This window comes from Pedobacter sp. AW31-3R, from assembly GCF_052180285.1.
In the GTDB taxonomy this organism is placed as follows: domain Bacteria; phylum Bacteroidota; class Bacteroidia; order Sphingobacteriales; family Sphingobacteriaceae; genus Pedobacter.
Window position 1 is genome coordinate 860,128 of the sequence record NZ_CP197475.1, and the last position, 16,324, is coordinate 876,451.

Sequence of the window (16,324 nt, forward strand, 5' to 3'; positions counted from 1 at the left end):
ACTTTAATAAAGGCAAAAATTGAAATCACAACTACAATTCAAAAAGGCGCTGATCATACTAATTTGTATGATTATGAGTGCCGCTGGCTTCGCTCAGGGAACAGGAAAAATCTCTGGGACTGTTACCGATAAAAAGACGGGCGAAACCCTCATTGGTGTTACTGTAAAAATAAAAGGCTCTGCAAAGGGTATGGCTACAGATGTGGATGGAAAATATTCCATTACGGGTTTGAGCAATGGTAAATATATTGTGAGCTTTCAGTATATAGGTTACACTGGAAAAGATATCAGTGAAGTTGAAGTAACAGGGGGAAAAAATACTATTCTGAATGTTATTCTAGAAGAATCCAATTCTCAAAACCTGAATGAGGTCGTTATTCAGGGATCATTTAAAAAAGAAAGTGTAAATGCACTTTATGCCACACAAAAGAATAGTGCTTTAATTTCAGATGGTATCTCATCTGAGTTGATTAAACGGTCTCCGGATAAAAACACATCTGATGTATTAAAGAGAATTAGCGGAACAACTATTCAGGATAATAAATTTGTGGTTATACGTGGATTGAGTGACCGTTATAATGCGGCAATGCTTGATGGTTCTACCTTACCAAGTACTGAACCCAATAGAAAGGCATTTTCATTTGATATTGTGCCATCAAACCTGGTAGATAATCTTATCATCAATAAAACAGCTACACCAGATCTTCCTGGTGACTTTGCTGGCGGTGCAATTCAAATCAGTACTAAAGATATTCCTGAACAGAATTTCTTTTCATTCGGTGTTGGGGGAGGATATAATACAGCTTCGACCTTTAAAGATTTTAAAAGTGGTACCAGGAATACTTCAGATTATTTTGGCTTTGATAATGGAATGAAGGCTTTATCGGATAACTTTCCAAGTACCACAAGGATCCAGAATGGATTGACTGAAGCACAAAATATCCGTGGGTTGAAAGGTTTGCCACAGGATTGGAATATATATAACCATACTGCTTTACCTACACAAAATTATCAGGTGACTTTAGGTAAAGTTAAGGACTTGAAAAATAATTCTAAACTGGGTGCTATTGTTTCCTTAACCTACCGCAATTCACAAACTATACTGACAGATGTTGTCCGTGATTATTATGATTTCGATTACAAAGACGATGTTTATAAATTTTCAACCAATGTTGGTGCCTTAGCTAACTTTGCATATACTTTTGGTAAGAACAAAATTACCTTTAAAAATATTTACAACAGAATTTACGATGACCAGTTTCTATACAGAGAAGGGTTAAACAGAGCAATATCAAGTGATATTCAATTCTATGCATTTGATTTGATGCAGAAATCTTTGTTGAAATCTACAGTTGAAGGTAGCCACCAATTAGGACAAAGGAATTCAAAACTGAATTGGTCTTTAAGCTTTAGCAATGTTTTAAATGACCAGCCAGATCAGAGAAAACTGAATTATGCAAGGAATATTTCTGAACCTGAAACTGCACCATATTCTGCTAATATTACCACTTTAGGCAGAGAGAACGCGAGATTGTTCTCCCGAATGAATGAAAATGTTTATACCGGAGCTGTTAACTATTCATTACCTGTGACTATTTTTAATTCCAAAGCGACTTTCAAAACCGGATTAACTTCTCTGTATCGCGACCGTACGTTTGATGTTCGTTTTATTGGTGCTGAGCTTAGAACTAATGATGATACCGAAGAAATCAGAATAAGGCCTATTAATACCCTTTATGGAAGAGACCTTTTAAATAACAACAGCTATAAACTTTCTGAATTGAATAACTCATTGGATAGCTACACTGCCAACTCTTTGACAAACGCAGGTTACGTAATGTTGGATAATAAACTTGGAGATAAAGCAAGGATCGTTTGGGGCGCAAGGGTTGAACAGTTCAATTTACAATTGGAACCTAAAAATTCAACTGCAAATAATGTTGACCAAAATTATATTGATGTTTTACCATCTGCAAACTTTACCTATAGTCTTACAGATAAGATTAATTTGAGAGCTTCTTATTACCGTACGTTGGCTCGTCCGGAATTCAGAGAATTGTCTGTTGGTACATACTATGATTATGAGACCCTTTCAAATTTGCAAGGTAATGCTAACCTGAAACGGTCTTCCATCGACAACGCTGATATCCGGTTTGAATTATATCCGCAAGCTGGGCAGATTATTTCAATATCTGGTTTCTACAAAAAGTTTAAAAATGCAATTGAAACCTTTAATAATGATGCAACTTCTACCAGAACTGTTCAATATTTTAATTCGGATAAAGCTACGGTATATGGAATTGAATTTGAAATCCGTAAAAGCCTGGACTTCATAGTTGAAAATGATTTCATGAAAAATACTACAGCGTATACGAATCTGACTTTTGTTAAATCTAAAGTAGTAAATGATACCAATACAGGTTTGTTCAATGTTGAGTCTGATCGTGCTATGGTTGGTCAGGCACCTTATGTGATCAATGCAGGGTTGATGCATAGCTTTATGGATAACAAATTGACATTTAATGCACTTTACAACAAAGTTGGTCGCAGACTGGCTGTTGCTGGTGGTGGTGTTTACAAAGGGATCTGGGAAGCGCCGAGGAATGTTATCGATCTGCAGTTAGGCATGAAAGTTTTAAAGAATAAGGGAGAGCTTAAATTTAATGCAGGAGATATCTTGAATCAGAGGACAACCCTTTATTATGATATCGACACCAATAAAAAATATGATGTAGCAGGTGGCGATTATACGGTGAGCAGCTATAAAGCAGGAAGTAACTTCTCTGTAGCCTTCTCCTATACATTCTAATGTTAATATTACATTAACACTGCTTGGTTATGCTTAATGATTATTTAAAGTAGTGTTAATGTAGTAGTTAAATCCGAATTGCAATTTTGTACTAATAAAAACAAACAGAAAATGAAAAAACAATTATTAGCAACTGCCTTGAGTTTACTTGTGTTTTTCGCAAGTTGTTCAAAAAATAATAATGATGATACTGATGAACCAACAACTGAAGAAGGTGTTGTTGTCGTAAGTGGTGATATTACTACAGCAACTACATGGACTTCTGATAAAATTTACTTGTTAAAGAGCAATGTGTTCGTAACGAATAACGTAACATTAACTATTGAGCCTGGAACTATTATTAAAGGTGATAAAGCTACAAAAGCGGCTCTTATTATTACAAGAGGTGCTAAAATTAATGCAACTGGTACTGCTGAGAAACCAATTGTATTTACGTCAAATCAGCCGGCTGGCGGACGTGACCGTGGTGATTGGGGAGGTTTAATTCTTTTGGGGAAAGGACTGAATAACTTAGGTACATCAGTAGGGATTGAAGGTATTAGTGATGCAACGGATAAAGCTAAACATGGTGGTACAGATAATGCTGATAATTCAGGTGTGTTAAAATATGTGCGTGTTGAATTTGCTGGTATCGCTTTAGGTCCGGATAATGAAATCAATGGTGTTACTTTTGGTAGCGTTGGTTCAGGTACAACTGTAGAATACGTAGAAGTTTACCGTTCTGGTGATGATGCTTTTGAATGGTTTGGTGGAGCTGTTAATGCTAAACACCTCTTAACAGTAGCGACTTGGGATGATGACTTTGATACAGATAATGGCTTCTCAGGTAAAATTCAATTTGGACTGGCTCAACGTCTTGCCTCAACAGCTGACGTTTCAGGTTCAAATGGTTTCGAATCCGATAATATGCAAAGCGGTGATGCCAGTACACCTAAAACATCCGCGGTATTCTCTAATATGACAATTTTAGGTCCTGTTGGTCAGGGAACTGTTAATGCAAGTTATCAGCATGCTGTACAGATTCGTCGTAATTCACAAATGAATTTATTTAACTCAGTAGTTGCAGGTTACACTGAAGGTGTTTTTTATGATGATGCTTTACCTGCTAATGCAGCAAACTCTTCTTCATACCTATTAGCTGGAGGTACAGTATTTGCTAACAACCTTATCGCAGGAAGTAATAGTAAAGGTAACCAGATTAAAGCATCCAGTGCAGCAACCCTGGCTTTAATTACTCCATTCTTAACTGCTAACAATACTTTCTCTCCTGATTTAACTGGAGCTGGAATCTATACTGATGCATTTAAATTTTCTTCAGACTTAGTAGCATCAGCAAGAGTTGGTATTCCAAACTTTACTTTGATTGCTAATTCTCCAGCTGCAACAGGTGCTTCATTTGCACATGCTAAAGTAGCTGATTCTTTCTTTGAACAAGTAGCTTATAAAGGTGCATTTGGTTCAACTGACTGGACTGCTGGTTGGGCTAATTATAATCCTCAGATTTTACCTTATACAACACCTGGTGCTGTAAAATAAAATTAAAATATTGCATATAAAAAAGTCCTGTGGTGTATTCACCCGGGACTTTTTTTGTATTGAGGTATTTTAGCGCTCAAGATATAATGTTGAAAATCATAATGGATATTGTAGCGAATTGTACACGTGTTTCGTTTTAGGAATATAAATCTATTAATCAAATCATTATGAATAAAAATTGTCTACTATTTGCTGTCCTTATGTTATCCCTCTCCTTTTGTTCCTGTAAAAAGGAAAAGGGTGTAAATACTGCGATTGAGATTGATGAAACAAATCTAACGGTATGTCCGGAGTATGGGACATGCGAGTATTTTTTTAGTGAGGAGGCAAAGTTTAATTTGAATGATGTTAGTAATCCTTTAAGAAAAGGAGAGGAAAGGATATTTTTTAGTGGTCAACGGTCTTCAATGTCAACATATATTTATATAATGGCACCGAAGAAGGGGGATGCTTTTTTATTGAACAAGCGAGATATTCTTAATAGGAAAGTAATAGTCAACAGAAACTGTGTTGCTTGTTACATGCTGTCTAGCCGTCCTGTGGATGGGTATGTTAAAGGACGCAATCTTACCCCTGAGAAAGCAGCAGATCAATCAAAATGGATTCTGGAAGCTCAGGTTATAATGCAGACAGAAGGTTCCTCAGGGTTTAGAGATACGATTTATGTCAAGCAGTATTTTTATCCAAAGTTTATTAATAACTGATCCTTAATTATGTCTTAACATGGTAGCCTTACATTTGCATTGTAAATACCTGGTTAGTATTTATAGTTAATGGTTTAGTTGATAACAGTAGCCCAGATGGATGTCCGGGCTTTTGTTTTTTATACTGTTTTGAGTAATTACATACCTCACTGTTCATCAGTGACAATCTGTTGAAAGGCACTGAACTCTATCTAACCGCATGTTTTACTAAAAATTCTTTCCAATCTTTTCCAGCATCTCCGGTGGTATACTTCTCATATCTACTACCAGAAATCCATCCAGGCAATCAGAGAACTTCGGATCTATATTGAAACAGATGATCTTTGCATTTAAATTCAGGTATTGCCTTAACAGCACCGGGATCTTAATGTGTGTATTCTCAATATCTGAAATCAGTCCGTCAAGATCTTTCAGCGACTCACTGCTTTCAATCAACAAATCTTTATCTATAGCCGACAAGTCGGCCTTAAACTTATTCTTCGGTTTTACATAGTGCCCCAGTTCATAATCGAAATGATTCTTTGTGATATAGTTTACGATAAGCGATTTAGAGAACTTAGAGAAGTTGTTGCTGATACTCACCGGGCCAAACATATACCTGTACTGTGGATTGTCCAGGAGATATTTTAAGATACCTTTCCATAACAGGAATAGCGGCAAAGGTTTCTGCTGGTATTCTTTGCGGATCCAGGACCTGCCGAGCTCTATTCCCTGGCGCAATACCGGATAAAAAGGTTCCTTGATTTTGAACAATTCCGAGAGGTAAAAACCTCTGCGGCCCATGGTGTTCAGAATTTCATCTCCCTTTCCGATACGGTAGGCGCCTACAATGTTCTGCAGCTCTTTGTCCCATATAAAAAGGTGGCTGTAGTAAATATCGTAATTGTCTAAGTCTATCTTTTTATTGGTGCCTTCACCCACTTCCCTGAAAGTGATTTCTCTCAGACGGCCAATTTCCCTTAAGACATTGGGCATATTTGCCGTAGGGCAGATATATACTTCATAGTTCTTTTCAGCCCACACGCGGAAGGTTTCCAGCTGGCTGATTTCTTCTACAATACTATTTCTTGAGGTTTCCTCGATTACAGGTTGCGGCTTTTTTCGGATCTTAAACAGATTGATCGGATTGAACAGTTTTTTCTCTTCTTCTATACTTGTGCCTAAAGCATAAGTACGTGCACGTAAGAAGTCGAGCAGCTTGTTGGTGTTATTTCTGTAAGAGATATCCTGAATGTGGATAGGCTTTCCTATCCTTACTTTTATTTTTAATCCCTGTTTATTTAAAAATTCCGAAGGGAGTTTGGCCGTGCGAAGTGTAGGGTGTATGAAACTTAGGATATTGAATAATACACCGTTGCTGCCATGGAAATAGATAGGAACCACGGGCACTTTAGCCCTGGCGATTAACTTACCGACTACAGGATGCCACAATCGGTCGGTGATCTCCTGTTTGTCCAGACTGAAGGTAGATACTTCACCGGCTGGGAAGATCCCTATAGGAATCCCGTTCTGCAATAAATCAAAAGTCGCTTTTAATCCGCTGATGCTAGAGGAATGCTGTACATTTTCAAAGGGGTTGACTGCAACGAAGAACTCATTCAAATTAGGGATTTTTTGCAGAATGAAGTTGACCATAACCTTCGCTTCCGGCCTTACGGTACACAATAGTTTAACTAATGCCAGTCCCTCCACACCACCATACGGATGATTGGCAACTGCAATGAAACCACCTGTCTTTGGAATGTTCTTTAGGTCATCTTCATCAAAATCTATAGACACGCCTATAGTTTCCAAAATCTTATCTACAAATTCTAAACCGTTGAAGTGCTGGTTCTGAGAAAATACTTTATTGATATCATTCAGTTTCATGACTTCCATGAGCAGGGCTGCCAGCCCCGGAACTCTTAATTTATCGATTTTTGTGGCTTTTGCAAATTCTTTGGTGGTTATGATCTTCATATTTACTACTGGATAGGCGGAATAATCCGCAACCTCAAAAATAAGATTTATATTTCTAATAATCGGCAGTACATTAAACCGACATGAGAAAAAGGCTTATTAATTACTTTAGTTTTTCAAAACAGGAGTATAACGGATTAATGGTGATGATCGTATTGATTATGGTAGTGATGGCAAGTCCATACCTATATCGTTACTTCTGTCCGGAGATTTATGACGCAGTTGCGGAGCAGAAGGCGATACAAGAGTTGATTTTAGTGGAGAGAGATGATGATGCGAAGGATAAAAAAAGGAATTTTAAAAACAGGTTTGAAGGAAGAACGAAAGTACGGCTGTTCAGATTTGACCCCAATACTCTTGATGCGGCAGGATGGCAGTCCCTGGGATTATCGGAGAAGCAGGCTTTTGCCATTTTAAAGTACAGGGAGAAGGGGGGCAGGTTTTATAAGGCCGAGGACCTGAAGAAGATGTATACGGTTAGTCCTGTGCTGTATCAGCAATGGCTACCTTATATATATATAGGTGAATCTTCTTTACAGAAAGACAGTGCGAAATTTTATCGCGCAGCAAATGGAGGGAGGAGTGCCCTACAGGGTAATTCGGCGGCTACGCTAGTCGTGCAAGGTATTCCCCTGGCTTCCGGGACTGTTTCCAAGTCGAAAGCGACTGCGCGGCCTGTAATAGAGGTCAATGGAGCTGACGAAGCCAGGTTGGATGAGATTAAAGGTGTCGGTCCATTTTTTGCAAAACGGATCATTCAATACCGGGAGAGACTGGGAGGTTTTTACCATAAGGAGCAACTGAAAGAAGTTCCCGGGCTGGATAGTCTGAAATATCAGGAGATAGCAACGCAGGTGCGGATCGACAGCGCATTGATCAGGAAGGTCAATATCAATACGATAGCCGAGACGGATTACAGGAAACTGTCATATTTTACTTATAAACAAGTAAAGGCAGTGGTACAATACCGTAAACAACACGGAAATTATGGTAATATTGCAGACTTAAAAAAGGTGGTTATCCTTTCTCCGGAAACGGTGGATAAAATAGCCCCGTATATTTCTTTTTAAGTCATGATTGAAACAAAAATTAAGCAGACCGTACGTGATGTAAGTGATTTCCCGAAAGCTGGAATTGTATTTAAAGATATCACGCCAATATTAAAAGATGCTGGTTTGTGCCGCGAAATAACTGCTGCACTGGCTGAACAGCTTGGCGGATTGCAAATTGATGTTGTTGCCGGCATCGAAAGCAGGGGCTTTTTATTTGGGATGTCACTGGCACATCTGCTGAATGTTCCGTTTGTACCCATTAGGAAAGCGGGAAAACTTCCATATAAGACCATTCAGCAGTCGTACGACCTGGAATATGGCAGTGCTACACTGGAGCTGCATGAAGATGCCATTGCGCCGGGACAACATGTATTGATCCATGATGATTTACTGGCCACAGGAGGTACCGTAGTTGCCGCGTCTAAGTTAATTGAGAAATTGGGCGCCGTGGTAGAAGGGTATTCCTTTATCATTGCACTGGATTTCCTGAATGGAAGAGAGCGTTTAAAAACATTTTCTCCTGCTACCTTTGCTTTGGCCTCTTATTAAAACCGGAACGCTGTCCCAAACCCTGATTTGTAAAATTTATTAAATAATATTTCGCTATATTATCTTCTTGCCGACAGTAATACTGGTGTAATTGAACTGAATACCATTTCGTTCTGTCTGCTGGCAAATTAATATTTGCTGTTGAATTCAGCTTATTGGCTATAATTGTCCCAACCAAATAAGATAATAAACGGTATGTTAACAGAAGAGATAGGGTTCAGCTTTAGTGTCTCCGAAAATCAGGAGATGGTGAGAACAATGGTCAGGGATTTTGCAGAGAGGCATATTCGCGGGCACGTGATGGAATGGGATGAAGTTCAGTTTTTCCCCGTTGAAGTTTTTAAAAAACTTGGGGAGCTGGGATTAATGGGAGTTTTAGTACCGGAAATTTATGGGGGTTCCGGTTTTGGCTATCAGGAGTACGTGGATGTGCTGGTAGAAATTTCTAAAGTCTGCGGTTCTGTAGGCCTTTCTGTGGCTGCACATAATTCCTTGTGTACGGGACATATCCTGGCCTTTGGTACGGAAGAACAAAAACATAAATGGTTAAGTAAGCTATCGACCGGGGAATGGATTGGTGCCTGGGGATTAACCGAGGCAAATACAGGATCTGATGCTCTGCGCATGATGACCACGGCTACGCTTGATGGAGATCATTATATCTTAAATGGTGCCAAGAACTGGATTACCCATGGCAAATCTGGTGATGTCGCTGTGGTGATGGTCAGGACCGGAGAAAAGGGCCGTGCCAATGGGATATCGGCTATTGTTGTGGAGCGCGGTACGCCGGGATTCTCTGCGGGTAAAAAAGAGAACAAATTGGGGATGCGTGCATCTGAAACGACAGAAATGATATTTGATCATTGCCGTGTACCAGTTGCCAATCTTTTAGGTAAGGAGGGTGAAGGTTTTAAACAGGCAATGAAGGTGCTGGATGGAGGCAGGATTTCTATTGCCGCATTATCACTGGGAATTGCAAAAGGTGCTTATGAAGCAGCCCTGGCCTATGCACAGGAAAGACATCAGTTCGGGCAGCCAATCTCCAGTTTCCAGGCGATCAGCTTTAAGCTGGCGGATATGGCAACAGAAATTGAGGCGGCAGAGTTGCTGATCAGACAGGCTGCAGACCTAAAAAACCGCGGAAAGAATATGACGAAAGAATCGGCCATGGCTAAATATTTTGCCTCGGAGGTTGCCGTTAGGGTAGCTACCGATGCAGTTCAGATTTTTGGTGGATATGGATATACGAAAGATTTCCCTGTGGAAAAGTTTTACCGGGACAGTAAGTTGTGTACGATAGGCGAGGGGACTTCAGAAATCCAGAAAATTGTTATTGCCAGGGAAATTTTAAACGGCTAGTCCTTTCTTCAAGACAAAAAATACAACACAAACCAAACATACCTTTAGTCTGGCATGCCTAAGCATGCCGGATTTTTTTTTATTACATTTCTCCTTTGTCCATTCCTTATTTCCTTTATTGTCAGGTATTTTCAAATAATGTTGAATGTTAAATATTTAACGCTTACCTTTGCAATCCCAAAACAACGAGAGGAGGTATTTTTACGTTATGATCATAATTAATATTAAAGACGGCGAATCACTTGATAAAGCCCTTAAGCGTTTCAAAAAGAAATTTGAAAAAACTGGTGTATTAAGAGAACTACGCAGCCGTCAGGCATACGAGAAAAAATCTGTAGCTCGTCGTACATTAGTTAAACACGCGATTTATAAAGAAAATATGCACCTGGAAGGAAAAATCTAATTCCTACAGTAGACATTATTTATACAATTAAAAGCGCCGGAGAAAATTTTCTCCGGCGCTTTTTTTTTTCTTTAGCATTTCTTTTTTTATACCCAATATTTTGTACATTCACCAAACAGAGACCTAATTTTATTGTTATGCTGGTGGAATCATTCCTAAAATATATTGAACAGGAAAAGCGTTATTCCCTGCATACGGTAGAGGCCTATCGGACCGATCTTTTACAGTTTACAGATTTTTTAACCACCACTTTTGAGCTGTTGCCTGAAGCGGCAAAATATGTGCATATCAGGGACTTCATGGTGTACCTCGTGGAAGCGGGGATCGGTGCAAGTTCTATCGGTCGTAAACTGTCGGCACTGCGCAGTTTCTACAAACACCTGCACCGTATGGGCACGATCAGCTCAAGTCCGATGGCAAAAATAAAAGCACCTAAAACGGCCAAACGTCTTCCGGTGTTCATTGATGACGGAAAACTGGATGAGTTGCTTGACTCAGAAGAGTTTTTTAATGACAGTTTCCCTTCAGTAAGGGATCGACTCATTATTGAAACGCTGTTTGGAACAGGAATGCGTTTATCGGAATTGCTGGGGCTTAAAGATCAGGATGTTGATTTCTATAGGGAAACCATTAAAGTAATGGGGAAAAGAAAAAAGGAAAGAATTATTCCTATCCCCAAACAGCTTGTCAATCAGTTGAAAGATTACCTGCAGTTAAAAACGTTACAGAATTTTAATAACAAAACGGACGATCTGTTCGTTACTAATACAGGTACCGCAGTGTACCGGCAATTGATCTACCAAACGGTAAAACGTTATTTGACATATGTATCCACACAGGATAAAAGGAGTCCGCACGTTTTGAGGCATTCTTACGCAACAAGTCTGCTGAACAGGGGTGCTGACTTAAATGCGATTAAAGAGCTGCTTGGGCATGCGAGTTTAGCCGCCACACAGGTCTATACGCACAATTCTATTGAAAGATTAAAAACAATATATAAACAAGCCCATCCAAAGGCGTAAAAAAGGAGGACCACATGAAAATTACAGTTCAATCAATCCATTTCACTGCAGATGTTAAATTGTTAGACTTTATTCAGAAAAAAATGGATAAGCTGGAGCAGTTCCATGACCAGATTATAAATGGTGAAGTTTATTTGAAACTAGAGAATGTAGAAGATGAAGCGAATAAAATAAGTGAGATTAAATTAAGTGTTCCGGGGGGAGTATTGTTCGCAAAGGAGCAATGTAAGACTTTTGAAGAAGCAACAGATTTGTCAATTGAATCGCTCAAAAAACAAATTACCAAACATAAAGATAAAACAAGAGCAAAACTTTCTGAGCACAAGGCCATGCTGAATGCTGATGAAGTGACTGATTATTAGGCGACTATTTTCAGGAGTTCTAAAGAAAAATCCGGCAGCTTAAAAACTGTTGGATTTTTTTTTAAAATAGTTTTGCAAGTAACAAATATTCTTGTAGATTTGCATTCCCAATCGGAACAGGGGGTAACCCTAAAAGATTGGTAGTTCTGTGAATGTTTAACATACTAACAAAAGCCTCCTTAGCTCAGCTGGTAGAGCAACTGACTTGTAATCAGTAGGTCATTGGTTCGATCCCGATAGGAGGCTCTTTAAACCCGCAATTTTGTGGCGGTTTGAAGAAATGGGGGGATACCAGAGTGGCCAAATGGGACAGACTGTAACTCTGTTGTCGCAAGACTTCGAAGGTTCGAATCCTTCTCCCCCCACAATAATAAAAGCGAAAGTAGCTCAGTTGGTAGAGCGATAGCCTTCCAAGCTATAGGTCGCGAGTTCGAACCTCGTCTTTCGCTCCATTCAAAGGGCAGTCGGCGTGATGGTCTTGAGTAAAAGCCGACGTAGCTCAGCGGTAGAGCACTTCCTTGGTAAGGAAGAGGTCATGGGTTCAAGTCCCATCGTTGGCTCAGGAATAGAAAAGCAAACTTTGTTAAATCTGTTAAGGTAAGCAGAATCAACAAGGTTTTTTGTATTGAAATTGTATCAAAACAATAAATTAAAAATAAAAAGTTAACCTACTAATAAGTATAAAAACATGGCAAAAGAAAAGTTTGACCGCAGCAAGCCGCACTTAAACATCGGCACAATCGGTCACGTTGACCACGGTAAAACAACCTTAACAGCAGCTATCACTAAAGTGTTATCTGATGCTGGTTTATCTGAGGCGCGTTCATTTGATTCGATTGACTCTGCTCCAGAGGAAAAAGAAAGAGGTATCACTATTAACACAGCTCACGTTGAATATTCAACAGCTAACCGTCACTATGCTCACGTTGACTGTCCAGGTCACGCGGATTACGTGAAAAACATGGTTACTGGTGCTGCGCAAATGGATGGTGCTATTATCGTTGTAGCAGCTACAGATGGTCCTATGCCACAAACTCGCGAGCACATTCTATTGGCTCGTCAGGTAGGTGTACCTTCATTAGTAGTATTCATGAACAAAGTGGATATGGTTGACGATCCTGAATTACTTGAATTAGTAGAGATGGAAGTTCGTGAATTATTATCTTTCTATGACTTCCCTGGTGATGATATCCCTGTAATTCAAGGTTCAGCATTAGGTGGATTGAACGGTGATGATAAATGGGTAGCTAAAATTATGGAATTAATGGATGCTGTAGATAGCTACATTCCAATTCCTCCACGTTTAACTGACCTTCCATTCTTGATGCCTGTTGAGGACGTATTCTCGATCACTGGTCGTGGTACTGTTGCAACTGGTCGTATTGAGCGTGGTGTAATCAACTCTGGAGATCCAGTTGAGATCTTAGGTATGGGTGCAGAAAATCTTAAATCAACTGTAACAGGTGTTGAGATGTTCCGTAAGATCCTTGATTATGGTGAAGCTGGTGATAACGTAGGTTTATTGTTACGTGGTATTGAGAAAACTGATATCCGTCGTGGTATGGTTATCTGTAAACCAGGTTCTGTAACTCCTCACACTGATTTCAAAGCTGAGATCTATGTATTATCAAAAGCTGAAGGTGGACGTCACACTCCATTCTTTAACAAATACCGTCCACAATTCTATTTCCGTACCACTGACGTAACAGGAGAAATCACGTTACAAGAAGGAACTGAAATGGTTATGCCAGGTGATAACGTAACTATCAATGTTAAATTGATCAACGCAATCGCAATGGAAAAAGGTCTTCGTTTCGCTATCCGTGAAGGTGGTAGAACAGTAGGAGCTGGTCAGGTAACTGAAATTGTAAAATAATTACTGTCCTTTTCAGGATCGTAAAATAATAAAACAAAGTACTTGGGCGTTAATGCCTGAGTACTTTGTTCTCTACGGGAATAGTTCAACGGTAGAATAGAGGTCTCCAAAACCTTTGATCAGGGTTCGAATCCTTGTTCCCGTGCAAAATCTTAAATATGGCTGGTGTAGTTCAATTTTTTAAAGAGTCTTACGAAGAAATGACCCAAAAGGTTACCTGGCCTACATGGGGAGAACTGCAAAGTTCTGCAGTGTTGGTACTGGTAGCTTCATTTATTATTGCAATCGTTATTTTTGCAATGGATAAAGGATCTACTTTTGTTTTGGATACTTTTTATAAATCACTTTCTAATTAATATAGCTAAATGAGCGATCAGTTAAAATGGTATGTAGTTAGGGCGGTAAGCGGTAAAGAGAAGAAGGTAAAACAATACATTGATTCTGAAATCAGCCGTTTAGGTTTCTCTCATCTAGTTCCTCAGGTATTAATCCCAATGGAGAAATACTATCAGATGAAAGAAGGAAAAAAGATTGCGAAAGAACGCAACTTTTATCCTGGTTACGTGTTGATAGAAGCTACATTAGACGGAGAGTTAGAGCACATTATAAAGAACGTGAACAGCGTAATCGGTTTCCTTGGAGACAAGGGTGGTAATCCGGTTCCGATGCGTCAGGCAGAAGTTAACCGCATCCTCGGTAAAGTTGATGAGATGAGCCAGGAAGGTGAAACCATGAACATTGCTTACTATGTAGGAGAGAATGTTAAAGTTATGGACGGTCCTTTCAACGGATTTACCGGCGTAATTGAAGAGGTTAACGAAGAGAAGAAAAAACTAAAAGTTATGGTGAAGATCTTTGGACGTAAAACTCCATTGGAACTGAACTATATGCAGGTTGAAAAAGAATAGTATACTATTATAAAAATCTTAAATGTTACTTGCTTCCAACATTATAACATTGAGTATTACAATTAACAAATCAGAAAATGGCAAAAGAAGTCAGTGCGCTTGTTAAATTACAAATCAAGGGTGGAGCCGCAAATCCATCACCACCAGTAGGACCTGCATTGGGTGCTAAAGGGGTGAACATCATGGAATTTTGCAAGCAATTCAATGCTCGTACCCAAGATAAGCCTGGTAAAGTATTACCTGTTGTAATTACTGTTTATGCTGACAAGTCTTTCGAATTTATCATCAAAACCCCTCCTGTAGCTATCCAGTTAAAAGATGCTACTAAATTAACGAGTGGTTCTGCTGAGCCCAACCGTAAGAAAGTTGGTTCGGTGACTTGGGATCAGGTTAAGTCAATTGCTGAAGATAAAATGACTGATTTAAATGCATTCACTATCGAATCGGCAATGAGTATGGTTGCCGGTACAGCACGCAGTATGGGAATCACCGTAAGCGGCGATGCACCCTGGACAAATTAATTAACAAAAAACAGTTTACAACAGTGGCTAAATTAACAAAAAATCAAAAAAAGGCACATGCTAAACTAGAATCTGGTAAAACGTATTCTTTACAGGATGCGGCTGCTTTGGTTAAAGAAATCACTACAACTAAATTTGATGCTTCGGTTGATATCGATGTTTCCTTAGGTGTAGATCCGCGTAAAGCGAACCAAATGGTTCGTGGTATCGCTACTTTACCACACGGTACAGGTAAAACTGTACGTGTATTAGTTCTTTGTAATCCTGATAAGGAAGAAGAGGCTAAAGCAGCAGGTGCAGATTTTGTAGGTTTAGACGAATATGTAGCCAAGATTGAAGGTGGATGGACTGATGTTGACATTATTATCACTACTCCTGCTTGTATGGCAAAAGTAGGTAAACTGGGCCGCGTTTTAGGTCCACGTAACCTTATGCCAAACCCTAAATCAGGTACTGTAACCAACGAAGTTGGTAAAGCAGTAACTGACGTAAAAGGCGGTAAGATTGATTTTAAAGTTGACAAAAGTGGTATCATTCATGCTTCAGTAGGAAAAGTATCATTCCCAGCAGAAAAAATATATGAAAATGCATTAGAAGTACTTCAGGTAATTTCTAAGCTAAAACCTTCTGCAGCAAAAGGAACTTATTTTAAAAGCATTCACGTGTCTTCTACAATGAGCCCTGGAATCGCAATCGAAACTAAATCAGTAGCAGGTATCTAATTATGAACAGAGAAGAAAAACACGAAGTAGTTTCAGCTCTTCAAGAGAAGATGCAGGAATTTGGTAATTTTTATATTGCCGATACATCAAGCTTATCTGTTGAGAAAGTTAACATTATCCGCCGCAAATGTTTCGAAAGCGGTATTGAAATGCAGGTAGCTAAAAATACTTTGATCAGAAAAGCGATCGAAGGATTAGAAGGCGACAATTCAGAAATCTTTGGTGCATTAAAAGGTCAGTCAGCGTTATTATTCTCTAAAGTAGGTAATAGCCCGGCTAAATTGATTAAAGCGCTTAGAAAAGGTTCTGATAAACCTACACTTAAAGCAGCATACGTTGACACAGCAATCTTTGTTGGAGATAATCATTTAGATGCATTGGTAAGCTTGAAATCAAGAGAAGAGCTTATCGGAGACATCATTGGCTTGTTACAATCACCAGCTAAAAATGTTATTTCTGCATTGAAATCAGGTGGAAACACGATTGCAGGACTTGTTAAAACTCTTCAGGAAAGAGAAGGTTAGAACTCCTTAAAAGTTCAT

General features: G+C 39.1%; 16 protein-coding genes and 5 tRNA genes. 20 read left to right on the top strand and 1 reads right to left on the bottom strand.

The window, feature by feature from the left end:
- Nucleotides 1-67: 67 nt before the first annotated feature.
- The 3 genes from ACSBL2_RS03605 to ACSBL2_RS03615 all read left to right on the top strand — a co-directional run bounded on the left by ACSBL2_RS03605 (nucleotide 68) and on the right by ACSBL2_RS03615 (nucleotide 5,049).
- Nucleotides 68-2,809, top strand: coding sequence for a TonB-dependent receptor domain-containing protein (locus ACSBL2_RS03605; protein ID WP_442590307.1), 2,742 nt, complete (start codon nucleotides 68-70; stop codon nucleotides 2,807-2,809).
- Between the two features lie 111 nt (nucleotides 2,810-2,920).
- Entirely contained in the window at nucleotides 2,921-4,345 is a 1,425-nt protein-coding gene (locus ACSBL2_RS03610) for a hypothetical protein (protein ID WP_442590308.1), read from the top strand.
- A 167-nt stretch (nucleotides 4,346-4,512) separates the two neighbouring features.
- The gene (locus tag ACSBL2_RS03615; RefSeq protein ID WP_442590309.1) at nucleotides 4,513-5,049 is read left to right on the top strand and encodes a hypothetical protein; all 537 of its coding nucleotides are present in this window, start codon (nucleotides 4,513-4,515) and stop codon (nucleotides 5,047-5,049) included.
- Between the two features lie 207 nt (nucleotides 5,050-5,256).
- Here the strand turns inward: ACSBL2_RS03615 and ACSBL2_RS03620 are convergent, their stop codons facing one another.
- Nucleotides 5,257-7,008, bottom strand: coding sequence for a lysophospholipid acyltransferase family protein (locus tag ACSBL2_RS03620; protein ID WP_442590310.1), 1,752 nt, complete (start codon nucleotides 7,006-7,008; stop codon nucleotides 5,257-5,259).
- 83 nt (nucleotides 7,009-7,091) lie between these two features.
- Here ACSBL2_RS03620 and ACSBL2_RS03625 point away from each other — a divergent pair, with 83 nt between their 5' ends.
- From ACSBL2_RS03625 to rplJ, 17 genes are all read left to right on the top strand, one after another.
- Nucleotides 7,092-8,078, top strand: a complete 987-nt coding sequence (locus ACSBL2_RS03625) for a ComEA family DNA-binding protein (RefSeq protein ID WP_442590311.1) — start codon at nucleotides 7,092-7,094, stop codon at nucleotides 8,076-8,078.
- A gap of 3 nt (nucleotides 8,079-8,081) precedes the next feature.
- Nucleotides 8,082-8,609, top strand: coding sequence for an adenine phosphoribosyltransferase (locus tag ACSBL2_RS03630; RefSeq protein WP_442590312.1), 528 nt, complete (start codon nucleotides 8,082-8,084; stop codon nucleotides 8,607-8,609).
- A gap of 195 nt (nucleotides 8,610-8,804) precedes the next feature.
- Nucleotides 8,805-9,968, top strand: a complete 1,164-nt coding sequence (locus tag ACSBL2_RS03635; protein ID WP_442590313.1) for an acyl-CoA dehydrogenase family protein — start codon at nucleotides 8,805-8,807, stop codon at nucleotides 9,966-9,968.
- A 208-nt stretch (nucleotides 9,969-10,176) separates the two neighbouring features.
- Nucleotides 10,177-10,371, top strand: a complete 195-nt coding sequence (gene rpsU / locus ACSBL2_RS03640) for a 30S ribosomal protein S21 (RefSeq protein WP_041878250.1) — start codon at nucleotides 10,177-10,179, stop codon at nucleotides 10,369-10,371.
- 137 nt (nucleotides 10,372-10,508) lie between these two features.
- Entirely contained in the window at nucleotides 10,509-11,393 is an 885-nt protein-coding gene (locus tag ACSBL2_RS03645; RefSeq protein WP_442590314.1) for a tyrosine-type recombinase/integrase, read from the top strand.
- A gap of 14 nt (nucleotides 11,394-11,407) precedes the next feature.
- A complete protein-coding gene (gene hpf, locus ACSBL2_RS03650; RefSeq protein ID WP_442590315.1) occupies nucleotides 11,408-11,755 on the top strand; it encodes a ribosome hibernation-promoting factor, HPF/YfiA family in 348 nt (115 codons plus the stop codon).
- Nucleotides 11,756-11,928: 173 nt separating this feature from the next.
- Nucleotides 11,929-12,001 (top strand) — tRNA-Thr (locus ACSBL2_RS03655).
- A gap of 36 nt (nucleotides 12,002-12,037) precedes the next feature.
- Nucleotides 12,038-12,120: transfer RNA gene (locus ACSBL2_RS03660), tRNA-Tyr, on the top strand.
- An 11-nt stretch (nucleotides 12,121-12,131) separates the two neighbouring features.
- Nucleotides 12,132-12,207: transfer RNA gene (locus ACSBL2_RS03665), tRNA-Gly, on the top strand.
- 36 nt (nucleotides 12,208-12,243) lie between these two features.
- Nucleotides 12,244-12,315 (top strand) — tRNA-Thr (locus ACSBL2_RS03670).
- Nucleotides 12,316-12,443: 128 nt separating this feature from the next.
- Nucleotides 12,444-13,631: an elongation factor Tu gene (gene tuf / locus ACSBL2_RS03675; protein ID WP_442590316.1), complete on the top strand. Its 1,188-nt coding sequence runs from the start codon at nucleotides 12,444-12,446 to the stop codon at nucleotides 13,629-13,631.
- A gap of 74 nt (nucleotides 13,632-13,705) precedes the next feature.
- Nucleotides 13,706-13,776, top strand: a tRNA-Trp gene (locus ACSBL2_RS03680).
- Between the two features lie 13 nt (nucleotides 13,777-13,789).
- A complete protein-coding gene (gene secE / locus ACSBL2_RS03685; RefSeq protein ID WP_442590317.1) occupies nucleotides 13,790-13,987 on the top strand; it encodes a preprotein translocase subunit SecE in 198 nt (65 codons plus the stop codon).
- A gap of 9 nt (nucleotides 13,988-13,996) precedes the next feature.
- Nucleotides 13,997-14,539: a transcription termination/antitermination protein NusG gene (gene nusG / locus ACSBL2_RS03690; RefSeq protein ID WP_442590318.1), complete on the top strand. Its 543-nt coding sequence runs from the start codon at nucleotides 13,997-13,999 to the stop codon at nucleotides 14,537-14,539.
- A 77-nt stretch (nucleotides 14,540-14,616) separates the two neighbouring features.
- Complete coding sequence (gene rplK, locus ACSBL2_RS03695) at nucleotides 14,617-15,060, top strand: 50S ribosomal protein L11 (protein WP_073232496.1); 444 nt, start codon at nucleotides 14,617-14,619, stop codon at nucleotides 15,058-15,060.
- A 23-nt stretch (nucleotides 15,061-15,083) separates the two neighbouring features.
- The gene (gene rplA / locus ACSBL2_RS03700; RefSeq protein WP_265830055.1) at nucleotides 15,084-15,782 is read left to right on the top strand and encodes a 50S ribosomal protein L1; all 699 of its coding nucleotides are present in this window, start codon (nucleotides 15,084-15,086) and stop codon (nucleotides 15,780-15,782) included.
- Nucleotides 15,783-15,784: 2 nt separating this feature from the next.
- On the top strand, nucleotides 15,785-16,306 hold the full coding sequence (gene rplJ / locus ACSBL2_RS03705; protein ID WP_442590319.1) for a 50S ribosomal protein L10: 522 nt from the start codon (nucleotides 15,785-15,787) through the stop codon (nucleotides 16,304-16,306).
- The last annotated feature ends 18 nt before the right edge of the window (nucleotides 16,307-16,324 follow it).